Below are 16912 nucleotides of genomic sequence, written 5' to 3' on the forward strand. Positions count from 1 at the left end.
AGCCCTGGCACCCACAGCCCGTGGCGGCGAACCGGTGTTCAATATGCAAGCGGCACCGGTGTCCGAAGTGCTGTCGCCCTATCGCCTTCCGGCGTCTTTCTATACCTTTGAACCCGATGAATACTGGGCCGAGCCGGAAGATTCCTGGTGGCTGGATTTCAGCAATTGGGTAATTCGCCAGGAACGCCGGCACGGGGTTAACGTGCAATCCATGGGCGCCTGGGCAGACCAGACCCTGTCTGGCTCCAGTCATGTTCTGCCCAACAACGAAAGCTACCTTCGCCTGGGCTTCGCGGCGGAGTCGGAATACAGCAACCTGGCCAGTTTCGAGCCGGAGGCCCGGTTCCGGCTGGATGTACCCACGGCCGAGGAAAGGCTGCGGCTGGTGGTGGAGAGCGAAAGCGAGGAACTGATCCCCCTGGCCGAGCGGGAGCGAGACCGCACTTTAACCGAGCCCGAGCGTACCGAAACCGAAACCACCGGTGCCCTGCGCTACCTGACCCAGGTGGGCGATGCGATCAACCTGTCCACGGATATCGGCGGCCGGCTGCGGCTGCCCCCGGAAGCCTTCTGGCGCATGACCGCCAGCAAGGGCTGGCGAATCGATGAAGACTGGGCGTTCAACCTTAAACAGCGGGTTTACTACTATCACACCGAAGGCTGGGGCGCGCGCTCCTGGATGGGTTGGGACCGGCCGGTGAGTAATGGCTGGCATTTTTTTGCGTCATCGGAGCTTGAGTGGATTCACGATGAACGCCGGTTCGATGCGGCGCAGATTTTCAGTGTGCGCAAGCGCCTGAACAATCGTTCGGTCATAACACCCCGTACCGGCATTCTGGGCGAGAGCCAGCCCGGCTGGCGCACCACGTCGTATTTCGCCGACTTCACCTGGCGCTACCGCATGTACGAAGACTGGCTGTTCGCCGAGGTGGTGCCGGCCCTGGAATTCCCCCGGGAAGACGGCTTCCAGGACCGGGCCTCGGTGGTATTGCGTATCGAAATGTATTTCTCCGGAACCATCAGCCGTGACTAGACCCCGCCACAAAAGCAAACCCGCTGCGGAAGCCCTCACCCTTACCCCCATTGCCTACACCCGCTCCTGCTTTCAGGACAAGTTCGGGGTACCGCGCCAGCCCGGGCTCACCAAAAACGCTCATGCCAGCCTGGTGATTGAACCGCCGTTCGACCGGGAAGACGCCTTCCGTGGCCTGGAATCCGCCAGCCATCTGTGGCTGGTGTTCCAGTTCCACGAGGCGGTGCGGGCAGAATGGCGGCCTGTGGTGCGCCCGCCCAGATTAGGCGGCAACAAGAAGATGGGCGTGTTCGCCAGCCGCTCGCCGTTCCGGCCTAACAGCCTGGGTTTGTCGGTGGTAAAAAATGAGGGTCTGGACAGGCACAACGGCCGGCTGGTGCTGAAGATCAGCGACCATGACCTGATTGAAGGCACACCGATCCTGGATATCAAACCCTACCTGCCCTTTGCCGATGCCTTACCGGAGGCCTCCCTGGGCTGGGCAGAGGAAGAACCCTTGCAGCGCCTGCCGGTCAGCTTCACCCCGGAGGCCGAGGCACAACTGACCGCCCTGCCCCCGGCCGACTACCCGGATTTACGGGGGCTGATTGAGGATGTGGTGAGTTACGACCCGCGCCCGTCGTTCCGCCGGGGCCGGGATGAGGAGCGAATTTACGGCGCACACCTGTACGATCTGAACGTTCGTTTTCGTTTTGTAAACGAGGGCGCTGCCGTGCGTGTGGAAGTGGTATCTGTCTGCTAAACTGCCGCGAGTGATTTTGTCGTCGACACAGGGAATTTGTGCCTTTGCCTTCCAAGCAGTTTTTCAAGCGTTTAGGTGTTCGCCCGCTGGCGTTGCGGCTGCTGGCATGGGTGCTTTTGTACAGCGTGGTGCTGTCGCTGGTGGCCACCGGCGCACAGATGTATGGCGAGCTGGCCAAGGTATCCTCGTTCCAGCAATTCTATGACGAGGTGCTGGGCCAGGCACTGCACAATCTCTGGTTCCAGTCCATCGTGGTGATGCTGGGCACTCTGGGCCTGTTGCTGATTGTGCGCATTACCCTGTTCCGGCACCTGGAAACCATGGCGGATTACGCCGCCAGGCTGAACCTGGACGCCCTGGTTGACCCGCTGAAACTGCGCCGCAAGGCTCCCAAACGGGCGGATGAACTGTCAGAACTGGAGCAGGCCCTGAACCGCATGCGCCTGCAGATTCTGGAAGACACCCGCTCCCTGCGCCAGGACACCCTGAAATCCCGTGACGAACGCGACGAAGCCATCCGCGCCAACCATGCCAAGAACCAGTTCCTGGCCAACGTCAGCCACGAGCTGCGAATCCCCCTGCAATCCGTGCTCGGTTACGCCAACCTTCTGACCGACACCCCGCTGGACCAGGAACAGCGGGAATATGTGAATACCCTGCTGGGCGCGTCGGAAAACCTCTCTGCCATCATTAATGACCTGCTGGACATCTCCGCCATGGAAGCCGGCAAGATGGAGCTGGAAGCCATTCCGTTCGACCTGCGGGAAACCCTGAACGACCTCATCCACATGCTCGGCAGCCGTGCCCGGGAGAAAGGCCTGGCACTGGAAGTGCGGGTGGATGAGAACCTGCCCTGGGCGCTGGTGGGTGATCCGGTACGTATTCGCCAGGTGATGCTGAACCTGCTGTCCAACGCCATCAAGTTTACCGATTCCGGCCATGTGCTGATCAGCATTGAAGTGCTGGGCCGGCGGGGCGACAAGGTACGCCTGCGGTTGGCCGTGGAAGACACCGGCGTGGGCATTAACCCGGAAGATGTTCCGCTGGTTTGTGAGCCCTATGTGCAGCTGGGCCAGCAGTTCCAGCGGCAAACACCGGGAGCCGGGCTGGGGCTGACCATCTGCCGGCAGCTGATCGGGCTGATGGGCGGTTCGCTGGACCTGGAAAGCCGACCTGGTGAAGGTTCCACCTTCTGGGCGGAAATCAGCCTGCCGGAAGCGGCAGACAGCGCGGCCCGGGTGCGGCCGGATTCCCGAAAGGTACATCACAAGCGCATTCTGGTGGCGGATTCCTACGAGTTGTCCCGCAAGATTACCCTGGAAATGCTGTCCCGCCACGAGGTTCACATCGAAGCGGTGCGCTCGGCGGGCGAGGCGCTCACCTACCTGCGTCAGGCCTTTGATGCGGGCACGCCCTACGATGCGATTATTCTGGACGGCTTTGTGCCGGATATGGACAGCGACCTGCTGTGCCGCCAGATTCGCGGCAACCAGCAGTGGCAGGATATGCGCCTGCTGATTCTCTCGTCCAACCCCCAGCGGGGCGATGCCGAACATTTCCGCCAGGCCGGGGCCGATGCTTTCCTGAGCAAATCCCTGCGGGAGTCTTACCTGATTCCGATTCTGAACCAGCTGTTTGCGGATGCAGAGCAGCAGGAGCGCCGGTTCCTGACCCGCTTTTCCCTGCAATCCATCAACCACACCGGCTCCGTACGCCGGGAGCTGGCCTGCGGCTGTATGCAGGTGTTGCTGGTGGAAGACAACCCGGTTAACCGCACCCTCACCCGCCGCCTGCTGGAGAAACTGGGCTGCCAGGTGATGACCGCCAACGATGGCGAAGCCGCGCCCTCCCTGTACCAGACCCACCAATATGATGTGATCATGATGGACTGCGTGATGCCCCGGGTAGACGGTTTTGAAGCCACCCGCCGGCTGCGACAGTGGGAGCGGGACAATCACAAACCCCGGATACCGGTGGTGGCCCTGACCGCCAGCGCCATGGAAGAAGACGAGGAAAAATGCCGGGCTGCCGGCATGGATTCCTTTGTGGCCAAGCCGGTGAACCTGGAGATGTTGCGGGCGGTGCTGGACCAGTATTGCCAGGCCGCGGCCAGCACGGACTAAGCCCGCGCCTCATAACTCGCCAGGACGCCTTAACAACGACTTACAGCCATTTAAGTTGTGGCGCCGCGCGCAGGTGTTTACCATTCCCTCCGAATTAAAATGAAAGCAACAAAGGTGTCATCATGAAGATTACCCGCATCTCTGCCCTCGCTTTGTCCCTGGCTGCCGCTCCGGTATTTGCCAGCGACCTGGACCTGAGCCTGACCAACGATTCCGTTAAGGGCCAGGTAAACTTCTTCGGCACCCAGGACGAACTGCAGCTGGGCGCTGGCTACACCTATCACGAAGGCAGCCGCCACATCGGCAACGTGGACTTCCACGCCCAGGGCCGCACCGCCCTTGGCAACCTGCCTACCACCGCCGGCATTGGTTTGCGCGGCATCGCCTGGGATGACGACCAGGTAGACGGCGGCGCGGTGGGCCTTGGTGGCTTTGCTACCCTGAACATTCCGGATGTGCCGGGCCTGTCCTTCACCGGCGCCCTGCACTACGCCCCGAGCATTTTGTCTTTCGGTGATTCCGACGACATGACCAGCGTAGAACTGCGCGGCAGTTACCGTGTGATCCGCAACGCAGAAGTGTTCGCCGGTTACCGTTACCTGAACACCGAACTGGATTTCCGCGGCTCTCCGGATATCAACCTGGACGAAGGCGTGATGGCCGGTATGAAGATCTTCTTCTGATACCCGCCTTGCGGCCGCCCGGTTTGATGCCGGGTGGCCGATTCGTGCCCGCTTTCACGCTCTCCCCTTTGTTTTGCTGCTAGGCTGTGCCGAGATACATCATCCGGATTGCCTTGTATGAAATGTCGCCTGATTCCAGCCCTTGCCCTGCCCTTCCTACTGACCGCCTGCGGCGGTGGTGACAGTGCCATTGATGGCGCCCGCGAGATTCCCAACCGTTTTGGCAATACCGTTAACGCCCTGGACGACTTTAACCCCGGCAGCACCGGCGATTCCGGCAATACCGCCGGCCTGAAAGCCAACGAAGTCCGAATCACCATGGAAGTGCCCGCCTTTTATGCCCCGGATGCGGAACAAACCCGGCGCAACCTGAGAATCGTGATTCCGGACCAGGTGCAGGTGTACCAGAGCAACCAGGGCGGGCAAAACCTTGGCAGTGTGGCCTACAGCACAAGTACCGGTGAGGACGGCCACATTATTGTGGCGTTTCCGGACGGCCAGCCCATCGGCCCGGATGTGGTGATTGAAGCCCGTTATTCCGGCGGCGGCCAAACCATTGCGATGAAAGCCCTGGCAGCCGATTCAGACCGGGATGTGAAGGTAAACCCCTTCTCCCATTACCTGGTGCAAAACGGACTTGGCGGTTACTCCTCCACAGAATTCCAGGCAGTGATGGACTGCGTGAACGACCGGGGCGGCGCCCTGTGCCTGAACAAGTATGTGTGGTCCAGCCTGGCCGACCAGGTACACGATTTCGAGATTGATATTGCCGGCAACCTGACGCTCGAGGCCGCCATCAACACGCTGGCCGGGCGGGCGGATTTCGCCGGCTATATTGAGCAGATGGCGGACTATGCCCTGCTAGGCCCGAATGCGTCCGGCACCATCCGCGCCAGCTCCGCAGATTACAACTCGGTGTTTCTGGGGCTGGAGCTGGGCCCGACTTTCCGTGATGCCCGCTTCCCTGGTGCCGGCCAGTGGGGTGCTCGTACCGCACAGGAAGAAGACCTTGGCGGGGCATTTCTGTACCCGGCCCTGACCCTCACCTCCTTCGAGGCCTTCAATATCAACGTGACCTCCCTGGCCACGGATATTCCCTACGACCGGAGCACCCTGGTTCACGGCTTTACCAATCCGGACGGCCACCAGTTCTCCCGGGAAACCGGCTGGACCCGGAACAGCCATTCCAGCTCACCGGGTGCTGCCACACTCACGCCGCCCTCAGAAGACGGCTCCGACCCTGCCCGCCTGCTGGCCGGCCGCGCCCTGTACCAGAGCATTACCGATGAACCGGGCAGCGCCAACAATGGCTGGACCCGCAACCCCTATTTCATGGATGCCTTCACCTCCGCCCCCGGCGATGAGAACCAAAGCCCGGACAGGGTGCTGGGCAGTTACTTTACCGCCGGCAAGGCCATCGCCCTGGCTGATGCAGACGGCAAGCTGAAGCGCCAGGAAACCCTGGAAGAACAGTATCTCTCCGTGCTGGAGCTGCATCTGTTACGCAGCGAAGATTTCGACATGGCCGGCATTACCGGCAGCGATTACAACCTGGTGTACCTTACTGCCCAGTTTGGCGGCAGTAATCCGGCAGCCTTCGAGACCGGCTATGGTGAGCTGGGCGGCGCTGATGGTGCACTGACCACAAATAACGCGACCATCTACCGTGGCAACACGGCTAAAGACTCTCCTGCGGGTGCAGGAGAGTCTTTAGCCGTGACCGACACCTGGAACATTACCAACCGCCCGGCCCAGCTCAGTTCCGGCACCAAGAATATCGGCCGGCTAAGCCTGTGTCGCAGCTGTGCCGAAAGCGAGCCTCCGCTGGGCCTTGGCGCCGCTACACCCGATGGCTCCCTGTTGGCTTTCAATCTCGACGACGCGGGACTTGGCGATGGCCTGGTGATCGCCGGCAAGACAACGTCCCTGGCCGCGCCCGTTGCCGGCGACTACCGGGTTCAGGGCACGATGATCGCGATGGATACCAGCCAGAACCATCTGTACCAGGTGGCCGATGGCACGCTCACATTATCCGAAACCGGCGCAGACCTTACCGCAGACCTTACCGCCGCCAGCTACCGGGTTAGCCATACCATCACAGAGAACGCGGTCAGCACTCCGGAAAATGAGTTGCTCGACCTCGGGTTCACCGTGACACCCGACGGCAACGGCACCATCGAGCTGACGGGAGGCGAGCTGGTTCTGAACGGCTTCTACACGGAATCCGGTGACCAGATGTTTCTGGTGGTCCAGGATAACACCGGCCCGGAATTTCGCACCGGCCTGCTGATCGCCACTCTGATTCCCGGGTCAGAGCCAGCTCAGTGAACAGGCGTAAGCCGTATAACCTGTTATAATTCCAGCCATATCGATTTTGGCGAGAGGTTTTATGACGTTAATCTCCCGGGCACTTTTGCTGTGTGTTCCCCTGGTGTTATTTGCAATTGCCGGTGCTTTGTACTCCCCCGAACCCCCGGAAAGTGAAGACACCGACATTGCCCTGGGCTCCCTGCCCGAACTGCCTGAATGGACCGCCGACGGCCTGCCGGATTTTTCCGGGTACCAGGACACCACCGAAAAGAAGGCTGCCTTTTTCTCATTTCTTTACCCTCGCATTGAACTGGCCAACAACCGCATTCTGCTGGAGCGGGAATACCTGCAATCCTTGGCTGGTAAAGAGGGGCTATCCGACGATGAACTGGAGTGGCTGGAACGCCAGGCCGATCGGCTAAGAGTCGAGGCGAAGAACGGCAGCCCCAAACAGTTTGAGCAACTCACGGAAAAGCTGGATGTGATTCCTCCGTCCCTGATTATGGCCCAGGCCGCCAATGAATCTGCCTGGGGCACTTCCCGCTTTGCCACCGAGGGCAACAACCTGTTTGGCCAGTGGTGTTTTACCCGTGGCTGCGGGCTGGTGCCGCTGAGCCGCCCGGAAGGGGCCAACCATGAGGTGGCAAAGTTTTCGTCGCCTTATTATTCTGTGCGCTCTTACATCCAGAATCTGAACCGGCACCCTGCCTACCAGCCGCTGCGGTCGATACGCTCGGCAGCCAGGGCCGACGGTGATGCGTTTTCCGGCATTGCCCTGGCACAAGGCCTGCTGAGCTATTCCGAAAGGGGCGAGGAATATATAAAAGAGATCCGCGCCATGATTCGCTACAACAACCTGGAATTCTACGACAAGCAATTCCGGGCTCAACTGGACTGACGAGACTTTCCCATGCTGGATTTTTTGCCCGCCCCGTTGAAAGGGGTCCTGGTGGTTTTGCTTATCCTGCTGAACACCCTTATTTTCCTGCCGTTTTTGCTGCTGTTCGCCATCATCAAACTGATTATTCCGGTGAAATTGGTGCGTACCCTGTGCACACGAATGGTGAACCTGATTGCCTGGTACTGGATTGGCTTCAACAACACCCTGGCGGACCTGTTCCACAAGATTGAGTGGGATATTCGCGGCGCCCGGGAGCTGAGCAAGAAGCACTGGTACTTCGTAACCTGTAACCACCAGAGCTGGACCGACATCACCGCCATCCAGTATGCCCTGAACAGCAAGATTCCGCTGCTGAAGTTTTTCCTGAAGAAAGAGCTGATCTGGGTGCCGCTGCTGGGTGTTGCCTGGTGGGGGCTGGACTTCCCCTTCATGCACCGGCACACCAAGGAGCAAATCGCCAGGCGGCCAGAGCTGAAGGGCAAGGATATAGAGGCCACCCGCAAGGCCTGCGAGAAGTTCCGCTACACCCCGGTGACCATTTTCAACTTTATGGAAGGCACCCGCTTTACCCCGGAAAAGCACGCCCGGCAGAACTCCCCCTACAAGAACCTGCTGAAGCCGAAGGCCGGCGGCACCGCGTTTGTGTTCGGCGCCATGGGCGAGATGATCCACACCATGCTGGATGTGACCATTGTGTACCCGGACGAACGGCCCGGGATCTGGGATTACCTGAGCGGCCGGGTGCGCCGGATTATCATCGACATCCGCACCCGGGAAGTGCCGGAGCGTTTTCTGGGCATGGATTACGAAGGTAACCGGGAGCTGCGGGCAGACTTCCAGCGCTGGGTAAGCGGGATCTGGGCCGAGAAAGACGCCCGCATCGAGGAATTGAAAGTGGGCGCCTGATTACAGGATGCCCAGTTCGCGAGCCCGGACAATGGCTTGGGTTCGCGATTTCACATCCAGCTTGGCGTTAATGCGGCGGGCGTGGGTTTTCACCGTGTGCAGGGAGATGTGCAGCTTGTCTGCGATCTCCTGGTTCGACAAGCCCTGGGCGATCAGCTCCAGCACGCCCTGCTCCCGGTCGCTGATGGGCTCGGCAAGGGTCTCGGTGGCGACAGGCGTATTGTTGAGACCAAACAGCTGACCCAGATCCCGGTTGAAGGCGTTTTCCGGTAGTTGCCGGAAGCATTTCTGCATCAGTGGTGTGAGTTCGTTCACCAGCTCCGCAAACGGGCTGATAAAGCGCTCGCTGGCAGCCTGGCGAATCACCTGCTCCAGCTGCTTCCTGGCTGCCGGCAAACCTTTCTCCTGTTGCAGCAGGACGGCACTCAGCAGGCCAACGTGCAGTTCCAGCCCCCAGGGTAAGGTATCGCCGTAACGGCCCAGAACCGCGTCCAACTGCTCCCTGGCGCGAACCAGGTCACCGCTGGCCATGTCCGCCCGAACCTGCAGGCAGTCCATCAGCCCCGGCATCATCGGGAACAATTCCGGCACGCAGCCACCCTGTCGATACGGCTGGAGCTTTTCGATGGCCTGGGCGGCACTGTCTGTCTGACCATGGGATAACCAGCAGCTGGCTTTCAGGGCTTCCAGTACCGGCACGTACAGGGATTCATCCACCTGCCAGGCGTGCATGGCCCGCTCTGCCCGGCCAATCCAGACAAAGGCATCTTCCAGGCGGCCCTCGGCTTTACACATCAGCACCCTCAGGGCCATGGCCAGCAACAGGCCCAGGTCCCGGGTCTGTTCGGCATGGCGTGAGCAACTCACCAACAGGCGGTCGGCTTCGTCCAACCGGCCCTGATGCCACAGCACCAGCACCAGGTTCAGTTCCAGCCGGGTTTCGCCGATGCGCGCCGGCCGGCTGAGTTCGTGCATGGCGGTGTCCAGGCCGGTTCTGAGCAGCTGCTCCGCATGCCCGAGCGCGCCCTTGCCCAGCTCAATGCGGGCGTGGGCGTAAACCGCCAGCGCCTCGGAACCGGAGTCTCCCGCTTCCCGGGCCAGCTTGGCCGCGGCGCGGTTGGCGTCCCGGGCTTCATGAAATTTGCCGGCGGCACACAAGGCGCTGGCACGAACAATCTGGGTGACCAGCTGGGCCTGGGGTGATAAGCCTCCGGCAGCGAGCGCCTTGTCTGCCATGGCCAGGGCTGGCTGCACGTAGCCTTCGCCCCGCAGGATAAAGGCTTTCAGGGCATAAATACGGGCTTCCTGCTGTTCCCGGTCTTCCGGCGAGAAGCCTTCGAGCAACTGCCGGGCCTGGTGGAACTGTCCGCCAATGGCATGAACCCAGCTGTAGACAATGCGTAATCGCGCGCTGCGCTCCAGCAAGCCGGCAGGCAGGTGTTTGCGCAGGGTGAGCAGGGACGCGGTGTCCTGCCCCAGCAACAGGGCTTCAGTGCCCTCAGAGGCAATGCGCACGACTTCTTCGGCATCTCCGGACAGCAGTGCGTATTTCAATGCCTCCGGAAACTGGTTGCGCTGCCCGAACCAGCGGCTGGCCAGCAGCATGCGGGTGTTGTAACCACCCAGTGCCGGTGTTTTCAGCCAGGCCTGAAGTAAAGGATTGAGGCGATACCAGCGGCCACGGCCGGATACCGACTGCAGGGGCAAGCCCTTTTCACAGGCAACGGACGGCAGCATGCCCGAGTCGCCAACCGATGCCTGCAGGGCGATAAACAGTTCATCCGACACCCCGTCCAGCTCCGCCATCATGCGCAGCGAATTCATCTGGCCGGGCGCCATCTGCCCCAGCACCGAGCCTTTCAGGAAGCGTTCAACGGAGGCGGTTTCCTGCATCGGCCGGCGTTCCGGGCTGCGCAGCAACTCCCGCCGGTACAGGGCCAGCGGCGTGGGCCAGCCTTCGGTGAGGCTGTACAGGTGATCAATGGCGACACTGGTAATCAGGCTGTCTGGCCGGGCGTCCTGGAAGTAGGCAAAGGTTTCCGAACGGGTGAATTCCAGACTCTCGCGGCCAACACATTGGTAACGGTTTTCCAGCTCAAGGGTGTGGCATTCAAACGGCAACGGCAGCCGGGAGGTAAAGGCTACCGACAGGTTGCCCGGCATATCGCAGACAAGCTGCTGCAGCAGCCCGCCCACCGCCGGATTGGTCAGGTGGTGCAGGTTATCCAGCACCAGCACATCCCGGCCCTGCTGCTCCAGACGGCCCTTGGCCACCAGCATAACGGCCAGGTTGTCTTCAAACGTGCCACCGCCCTGATTGCCGGGGTGAAGGGACTGGGGCAAATCCAGCGCCATGGCGATGAGGGATAATAAACGGGACGGCGCGTTGTCGCCGGCATTCAGGGTAACCCAGCGAATCCGGTCAAACTCACTGGCACCCTCGCTCAGGGCGCTGACCAGGCTGTGTGTTTTGCCGTAACCGCAGGGCGCTTCCAGCATCAACAGGGAGCGGGGCGCGAGGCTATCCATAATCTGTTTCGAAAGCGCGGGGCGGGGCTGGTGATCTTTGGGAATGGCCGGCAACTGAAGCCGGTGCTCCAGTAAATCCCGGACCAGCTCGCCATTTTGCAGGCTGGTATTGGCGCCCTGAAACTCGTCGTTGGCGGCGTTGCCTTCGTTAAAGGATTTCACTCACGGCCCCGATTACACCTTTAGTATTAGAGATTGGCCTCGAGAGTAAACCAAAGCGGGGTCTGGCTGCAAAAAATTGGCGGGGCTAAACGGGGTTAGTGACGATTTTCCAGCGCAGTAATGTGATAGCGCTCACAAAAAAAAGGCGGGCCATCGCTGGCCCGCCTTTCTCAACCGGTTACGTGAGGCCGGTTAGCGAGTTCCCGCCCGGCGCAGAGCCGCCGGAGTGAAATCGCGGGACTGGCGCTCAACATCGAAGGAGTACGGAGTGTTCTCCTCGTTGGTCAGGCCCAGTGCCAGGTAGCGGCCAGAGAGCAGGTCGTACAGTGCTTCGATGGCGTACCAGGGAACGTCCTGGTCATACATCTGAACCGCATGTGCTTCGCCCACACGCCACAGCTCACCACGGCCATCGTAATGGTCGATAACAGAGGCTTGCCAGGTGTCTTCATCGATGTAGAAGTCACGCTGGGCGTACACATGGCGCTCGCCCTCTTTCAGGGTGGCGCGCACATGCCACACACGGTGCAACTCGTAGCGAGCCAGGTCCTGGTTGATGTGGCCGGGCTGGATAATCTCGTCGTAGCTCAGGCCACGATCCAGCAGCTTGTAGGAGTTGTACGGGATGTACATCTCTTTCTTGCCAATCAGCTCCCAGTTGTAGCGGTCCGGAGCACCGTTGTACATGTCCAGGTTGTCTGAGGTACGCATACCGTCAGCTGCGGTACCCGGGCCGTCATAGGCAACCTGGGGCGCACGGCGAACACGGCGCTGGCCGGCGTTGTACAACCAGGCACGGCGTGGTTCGGCTACCTGGTCCAGGGTTTCGTGAACCAGCAGTACGTTACCCGCCAGGCGCGCCGGCGCGGTGATGGACTGTTTGAAGTAGAACAGGACGTTATCGTCTTTACCCGGCTCGTAGTCGGTCAGGTAGCTGTTCCACACCAGTTCTTCCTGGAACTTCACCACAGAGAAGTCGCCGCCCGCGGTCGGAGTTACCTGACCCACGTTACGCTGCACCGAGCCACCCCGGTAACGGGTAATATGGTTCCAGATTACTTCCAGGCCGTTCTGGGGAATCGGGAACGGCGTGGCATCCTGGTAGTTGTCGATACCGTTACCGCCAGACACCAGTTCTGCCTTGGTCGCATTCGCTACGGTCTCATCCATGATCTTCTTCGGATAAGTGGCGGTACGATGAGTCGGATATACCGGAATCCTGTAGTTATCGTACTTGCGGATCATCTCGACCTGGCCCGGAGACAGCTTGTCTGCGTGCTGGTCGACATTGCTCCGGTCGATAACAAATTTCGGTTGCTCACCGGCGAAGGGGTTCACGTAAATGCCGTCCCCCTTGTATCCGGCCGGAGGCTCGGAAAGCCCGCCGTCCCAGGCCGGAATGTCGCCGCCGTTGCCGGCTTTCTCCGCACCCATCGGGGTGAGGGTATCACCCAGCTTGGCTGCTTCCTGGGCAGAAACCGCGCCCCAGGCCTGGCCTGCAAACAAACTTGCAGTCAGAACGCCGGTGGCCAGTAGTTTCTTGTTCAGTTTCATTTAGGTTACCTCGTTAAACGAATTCGGTCCGGTTCAGAAGGAGTAGGAAACACTCGCGCTCACGAAATCCCGGTCGGTCATTTCGTTATACGGCTTGCCACCGAAGTAGTTGGTATAACCGATGTTGCCGGTGATCTTGTTCTGGTATACGCCTGTCAGAGACAAACCGATGGATTTGTTGCCTTCGTTGAAGGCGCCGCCAGGTTGCGGGGCGTAGCCTTTGATGTCGTGACTCCAGAAAACAGACGGAGTCAGGTTAATGCCAGCGATGGCGTTCGGGTATTCCCAGGACAGGTTGGTACGGTAGCCCCAGGAGAAGGAGGTTACGAAGCCGTCGTTGGTGCAGTTTTCGGGGTTGATGTTGTTGGTTTCACAGGCTGCGCTCGGAGTTGCCCCCAAACCAAAAGTACCCGAGCGACCATATTTAGCTTCATCCTTGCCCGGCAGGTCATGGATATAGGTTGCACCCACTTCCGCCACCAGGGACATCCGGCTTGCACCCATGACCTGATCAAAGAACTTGATCAGGGTCATCTGGGCCTGGGATACGCCGTAGCGATCAAAACCAGATACGGCTACGCCGTCGGTGTTGCCACCATTCTCAGCCGCGATTTTGTCTTCGTCTCGTGCATAAAGAAGACTGAAGTCTTCCTGCAGACCACCGTAGATCAGCTCAAAGGCGTTCCACTGGATCGGCATCTTGTCACGATACGAGTATTCTGCACCGAGCGACCAACCACCCGGGGTAGTGGTGTTGATACTGAGACCATAGAGGTTGATATCTTCCGGATACTCAATGAAATAATTAGGGAAGTTCGGGTTGTCTTCGCCACCATTAGTACGGCCGCTGATGTACGGTAAACGGCTGTGGTACTTGATGTAGTAAAAGCCGAGTTCGGAATCGTTAAGAGCCGGCACATACCAACGCATAGCGACACCAAACTGATCTTTCGCATCTGGCTCGCGATCACCTTCCCTCGCAATAACCAGCCCTGACGCCAGGTTAGCAGCTTCTGATGCAGCACCGGTGAGGAACACCGGACCACAACCATCGGCCACGAAATCTATGGTAGAAAAGAAGGTTCCGCAGTCATCTATGCGAACCTTTTCCCAGTCTGCCTGCACAAAGCCTTCAACCGTAATATTCTCGGTAATACCAGCAGACATATAAAACATTTCAACTGGCAGCAGCGCGTCTTTCAGCTGGGAACCTGGGGCACGGAAAGCCGGAATATCTACCGGGTTAATAGTGTTAATGCCGCCCTGAATATAGGTACTCTCACCCCAGCTGACCACCTGCTTGCCATAACGGGCACTTACCGGGATATCCCCCAGATACCAGTCTGTGAAGACGTAGGCATCCAGAATCTCACCGCCAGAGGCATTAGCCTTGGCTTCGTCATTCAATTCTACGTAGCGCCGGCTTTCGTCTTTCAGTTCAAAATCGTACCAATAGCGACCACGAACAAGGGCACCCACACGGGTCAGATAGTTGGAGTCAACACTGTAATCAAGAAACAGCTCACTGTTGCCTTTAACAATCTTCGAAACGGTGTCCCCTTTATCGAAGTTCCGGTTACCGTCATCGTAGTTGTTGGTAGACGCTGTACCACGACCATCGTGGGGAGCGAGCAAGCGCTTGTCCGCATCCTCAGTCCGCCAGGCGGCACCCGCAGACAGCGTAGTATTGAACTGAGCGTCTACATCGCCCATGTAAAACGAAATGGCGGAGGCCGGTGTGGATACGCCGGCGGCTATGGCTACGGCCAGTGGTAACTTGGTCCAACGCTGCCACGGTTGAGTTTTTCTTGTCATTGGAAGGCTACTCCGTTGTTGTTCTGAGTCGCTGCTCGGTTGTTCTGGTGTTTTTTGTCCTGGCGGCTGTACTTACAGTGCCGTGATGCTTGCACTATATCCAAGGCCTGTGGGGGCTTTGATCAGTCAAAAGTATGATTTTGCAGTCACTCTCCGTTCATGGTGTTCTCGCACTCCCTCACTATAGACAAGATTCGGGAGTGCAACCACTTCGGAATGACTAAGGGCGAGGCTTGGGTAGAGCGGCCACGAGTGCCCGTGGCCGAAAGACTCTTTAAGGCTTGTGCGGTGCTTCCAGATACTCCCGGGACTGCATTTCCAGCAACCGGGACTCAGTGCGCTCGAACTCGAAGCTCAACCGGCCGCCGGTGTACAGCTCTGTGATGGGCGCGGCGGCGGAGATGATGACTTTTACGTTGCGGTCGTAGAACTCGTCGATCATGTTGATAAACCGGCGGGCCTGATCATCGTTGTTCTTGCCCAGCTGCGGCACGTTGCTGATGATGATGGCATGGAACTGGCGGGCCATTTCGATGTAGTCGTTCTGGCTGCGGGGGCCGTCGCACACGGCTTTGAAATCGAACCAGACCACGTCGTCGGCATGGGCTTCGGCCGGGATTTTACGGCCGTTGATTTCCATGGTTTTGCTGTGCTTTGCCGCTTCTACCGCCAGGGCATCGAAGCTGTTACGCAGGCTGATATCAGCCTGATCGTCTAGCGGGCAGTGGTAGAGCTCCGCCTGCTCCAGGGTACGCAGCCGGTAATCCACGCCCCCGTCGACATTCACCACATCGGTGTGCTGTTTCACCAGGGCGATGGCCGGCAGGAAGCGGGCCCGCTGCAGGCCGTCTTTGTAGAGGCCGTCCGGCACGATGTTGGAGGTGCACACCAGGGTAACGCCCCGGCTGAACAGGCCATCCATCAGGGTGGCGAGGATCATGGCGTCGCCGATGTCGGAAACAAAGAATTCGTCAAAACAGATAACCCGGGTTTCGTCTGCGAATTTCTTCGCGACCATCTCCAGCGGGTTCTTCTCGCCTTTGAGCTGCTTCAGCTCGTTGTGCACCCGCTGCATAAAGCGGTGAAAGTGCACACGCATTTTGCGATCAAACGGCAGCGCCTCGAAGAAGGTGTCCATCAGGTAGGTTTTACCGCGGCCAACGCCGCCCCAGAAGTACAGGCCTTTGACCGGATCTTCCTTACCCTTCTTCAGTTTCCGACGAAGCTTGGACAGGCCGCCCTTACTGCGTTCGCTTTCGGCTTCCACCAGTTTGTCGTACAGTGCCTGCAGGCGCTTCACGGCATCTTCCTGGGCCGGATCCTTGTGAAAGTCCGGGCGCTCAAGATCCTTTTGGTAGCGTTGCCAAGGGGTCAGGTTCGCGACGGTTTCGGAGGACATGGCTTCTGTCATCAGGATTTTCCTGCCTGCTAGGTGGATTTTCGGGCGCGGTATTGTCGCTTATTTCACGTTTTTTCGCCACGCCGCACAGGCGCCGGGGCAATAAGACGATTGGCGCAGTGTTTCGGCATGGGATACATCCGTTCGGGGGGTTATACTCCTTGAATGAGGAATGGCTCACTTGCAGGCAATGAAAGGACGATTTTTATATGACAAACCTGATTGTGGCGGCGGTTGTCGCGTTGGTGGTTGGCATTGTCATCGGGCTTATGTTTGGCCGGTCTGGTCAGGGAGCTTCGTTGCGACAGCGCCGGGCGGAGCAGCAGGTTGATGAGTTGCGTAGTGAGTTTACGCGGTATCAGGCCCAGGTGAATGAGCACTTTATGGAGTCTGCACATTTGCTGCGGCGGTTTAACGATACGTACCGGGATGTGAATCAGCATATGGCCCGGGGCGCGAATCGTCTGTGCAATGATGAGGACTGGCTGGAGGAGTTGGGGCAGGATTCTTCTGGTCGCCTTGGCCATTCGGAGGCTGAGCCTTCCGAGCCGCCTCGGGATTATGCGCCGAAGTCTGATCCGGAGGCCAAGGGTACGCTGGCCGAAGATTACGGTCTGAATGCGGATGGGTCTAAGCGGTCAGCTTAATGGTCTTTTAGCCCTCTGGTATGGGGGCTTTAGGTGCCTGATTTCCTCTAGCCTTCTGAACTTGGTGTCTGGCCAGTCTGGGGAACGGCTTTCCAAAAACCGCTCCTT

General features: G+C 59.3%; 12 protein-coding genes. 8 read left to right on the forward strand and 4 right to left on the reverse strand.

Features of this window, described 5'->3' with window-relative positions; genetic code table 11:
- Positions 1–43 precede the first annotated feature (43 nt).
- From B2589_RS02635 to B2589_RS02665, 7 genes are all read left to right on the forward strand, one after another.
- Entirely contained in the window at positions 44–1033 is a 990-nt protein-coding gene (locus tag B2589_RS02635) for a hypothetical protein (RefSeq protein ID WP_286815656.1), read from the forward strand.
- Entirely contained in the window at positions 1026–1775 is a 750-nt protein-coding gene (gene tsaA, locus B2589_RS02640) for a tRNA (N6-threonylcarbamoyladenosine(37)-N6)-methyltransferase TrmO (RefSeq protein ID WP_286815523.1), read from the forward strand. The genes B2589_RS02635 and tsaA overlap by 8 nt, the downstream gene beginning before the upstream one ends.
- A gap of 44 nt (positions 1776–1819) precedes the next feature.
- On the forward strand, positions 1820–3898 hold the full coding sequence (locus tag B2589_RS02645) for a response regulator (RefSeq protein WP_286815524.1): 2079 nt from the start codon (positions 1820–1822) through the stop codon (positions 3896–3898).
- Positions 3899–4020: 122 nt separating this feature from the next.
- Complete coding sequence (locus tag B2589_RS02650) at positions 4021–4581, forward strand: YfaZ family outer membrane protein (protein WP_094623941.1); 561 nt, start codon at positions 4021–4023, stop codon at positions 4579–4581.
- Positions 4582–4698: 117 nt separating this feature from the next.
- On the forward strand, positions 4699–6909 hold the full coding sequence (locus B2589_RS02655) for a hypothetical protein (RefSeq protein ID WP_286815525.1): 2211 nt from the start codon (positions 4699–4701) through the stop codon (positions 6907–6909).
- 61 nt (positions 6910–6970) lie between these two features.
- A complete protein-coding gene (locus tag B2589_RS02660; protein ID WP_286815526.1) occupies positions 6971–7789 on the forward strand; it encodes a glucosaminidase domain-containing protein in 819 nt (272 codons plus the stop codon).
- Positions 7790–7801: 12 nt separating this feature from the next.
- Positions 7802–8698, forward strand: coding sequence for an acyltransferase (locus B2589_RS02665; RefSeq protein ID WP_286815527.1), 897 nt, complete (start codon positions 7802–7804; stop codon positions 8696–8698).
- Here the strand turns inward: B2589_RS02665 and B2589_RS02670 are convergent, their stop codons facing one another.
- The 4 genes from B2589_RS02670 to zapE all read right to left on the reverse strand — a co-directional run bounded on the left by B2589_RS02670 (position 8699) and on the right by zapE (position 16133).
- Positions 8699–11389: a LuxR C-terminal-related transcriptional regulator gene (locus B2589_RS02670; protein ID WP_286815528.1), complete on the reverse strand. Its 2691-nt coding sequence runs from the start codon at positions 11387–11389 to the stop codon at positions 8699–8701.
- A 192-nt stretch (positions 11390–11581) separates the two neighbouring features.
- On the reverse strand, positions 11582–12943 hold the full coding sequence (locus tag B2589_RS02675) for a DUF1329 domain-containing protein (RefSeq protein ID WP_286815529.1): 1362 nt from the start codon (positions 12941–12943) through the stop codon (positions 11582–11584).
- Positions 12944–12976: 33 nt separating this feature from the next.
- Positions 12977–14758, reverse strand: a complete 1782-nt coding sequence (locus tag B2589_RS02680; RefSeq protein WP_286815530.1) for a DUF1302 domain-containing protein — start codon at positions 14756–14758, stop codon at positions 12977–12979.
- Positions 14759–15032: 274 nt separating this feature from the next.
- On the reverse strand, positions 15033–16133 hold the full coding sequence (zapE, locus tag B2589_RS02685; RefSeq protein WP_208618749.1) for a cell division protein ZapE: 1101 nt from the start codon (positions 16131–16133) through the stop codon (positions 15033–15035).
- 233 nt (positions 16134–16366) lie between these two features.
- Between zapE and B2589_RS02690 the strand changes: the two genes are divergently transcribed.
- Entirely contained in the window at positions 16367–16804 is a 438-nt protein-coding gene (locus B2589_RS02690; protein WP_022990657.1) for a YhcB family protein, read from the forward strand.
- Positions 16805–16912 lie beyond the last annotated feature (108 nt).

The sequence above is a fragment of the Marinobacter sp. UBA3607 genome (genome assembly GCF_002375525.1).
GTDB classification, from domain to species: Bacteria; Pseudomonadota; Gammaproteobacteria; order Pseudomonadales; family Oleiphilaceae; genus Marinobacter; species Marinobacter vinifirmus.

What these genes read in the sequence shown, in the direction of transcription:
- B2589_RS02655 (WP_286815525.1), top strand. Translation starts at nt 4,699, where the DNA reads ATGAAATGTCGCCTGATTCCAGCCCTTGCCCTGCCCTTCCTACTGACC.
- B2589_RS02665 (WP_286815527.1), top strand. Translation starts at nt 7,802, where the DNA reads ATGCTGGATTTTTTGCCCGCCCCGTTGAAAGGGGTCCTGGTGGTTTTG.
- B2589_RS02675 (WP_286815529.1), bottom strand. Translation starts at nt 12,943, where the DNA reads ATGAAACTGAACAAGAAACTACTGGCCACCGGCGTTCTGACTGCAAGT.
- B2589_RS02660 (WP_286815526.1), top strand. Translation starts at nt 6,971, where the DNA reads ATGACGTTAATCTCCCGGGCACTTTTGCTGTGTGTTCCCCTGGTGTTA.
- B2589_RS02680 (WP_286815530.1), bottom strand. Translation starts at nt 14,758, where the DNA reads ATGACAAGAAAAACTCAACCGTGGCAGCGTTGGACCAAGTTACCACTG.
- B2589_RS02690 (WP_022990657.1), top strand. Translation starts at nt 16,367, where the DNA reads ATGACAAACCTGATTGTGGCGGCGGTTGTCGCGTTGGTGGTTGGCATT.
- B2589_RS02650 (WP_094623941.1), top strand. Translation starts at nt 4,021, where the DNA reads ATGAAGATTACCCGCATCTCTGCCCTCGCTTTGTCCCTGGCTGCCGCT.
- B2589_RS02635 (WP_286815656.1), top strand. Translation starts at nt 44, where the DNA reads ATGCAAGCGGCACCGGTGTCCGAAGTGCTGTCGCCCTATCGCCTTCCG.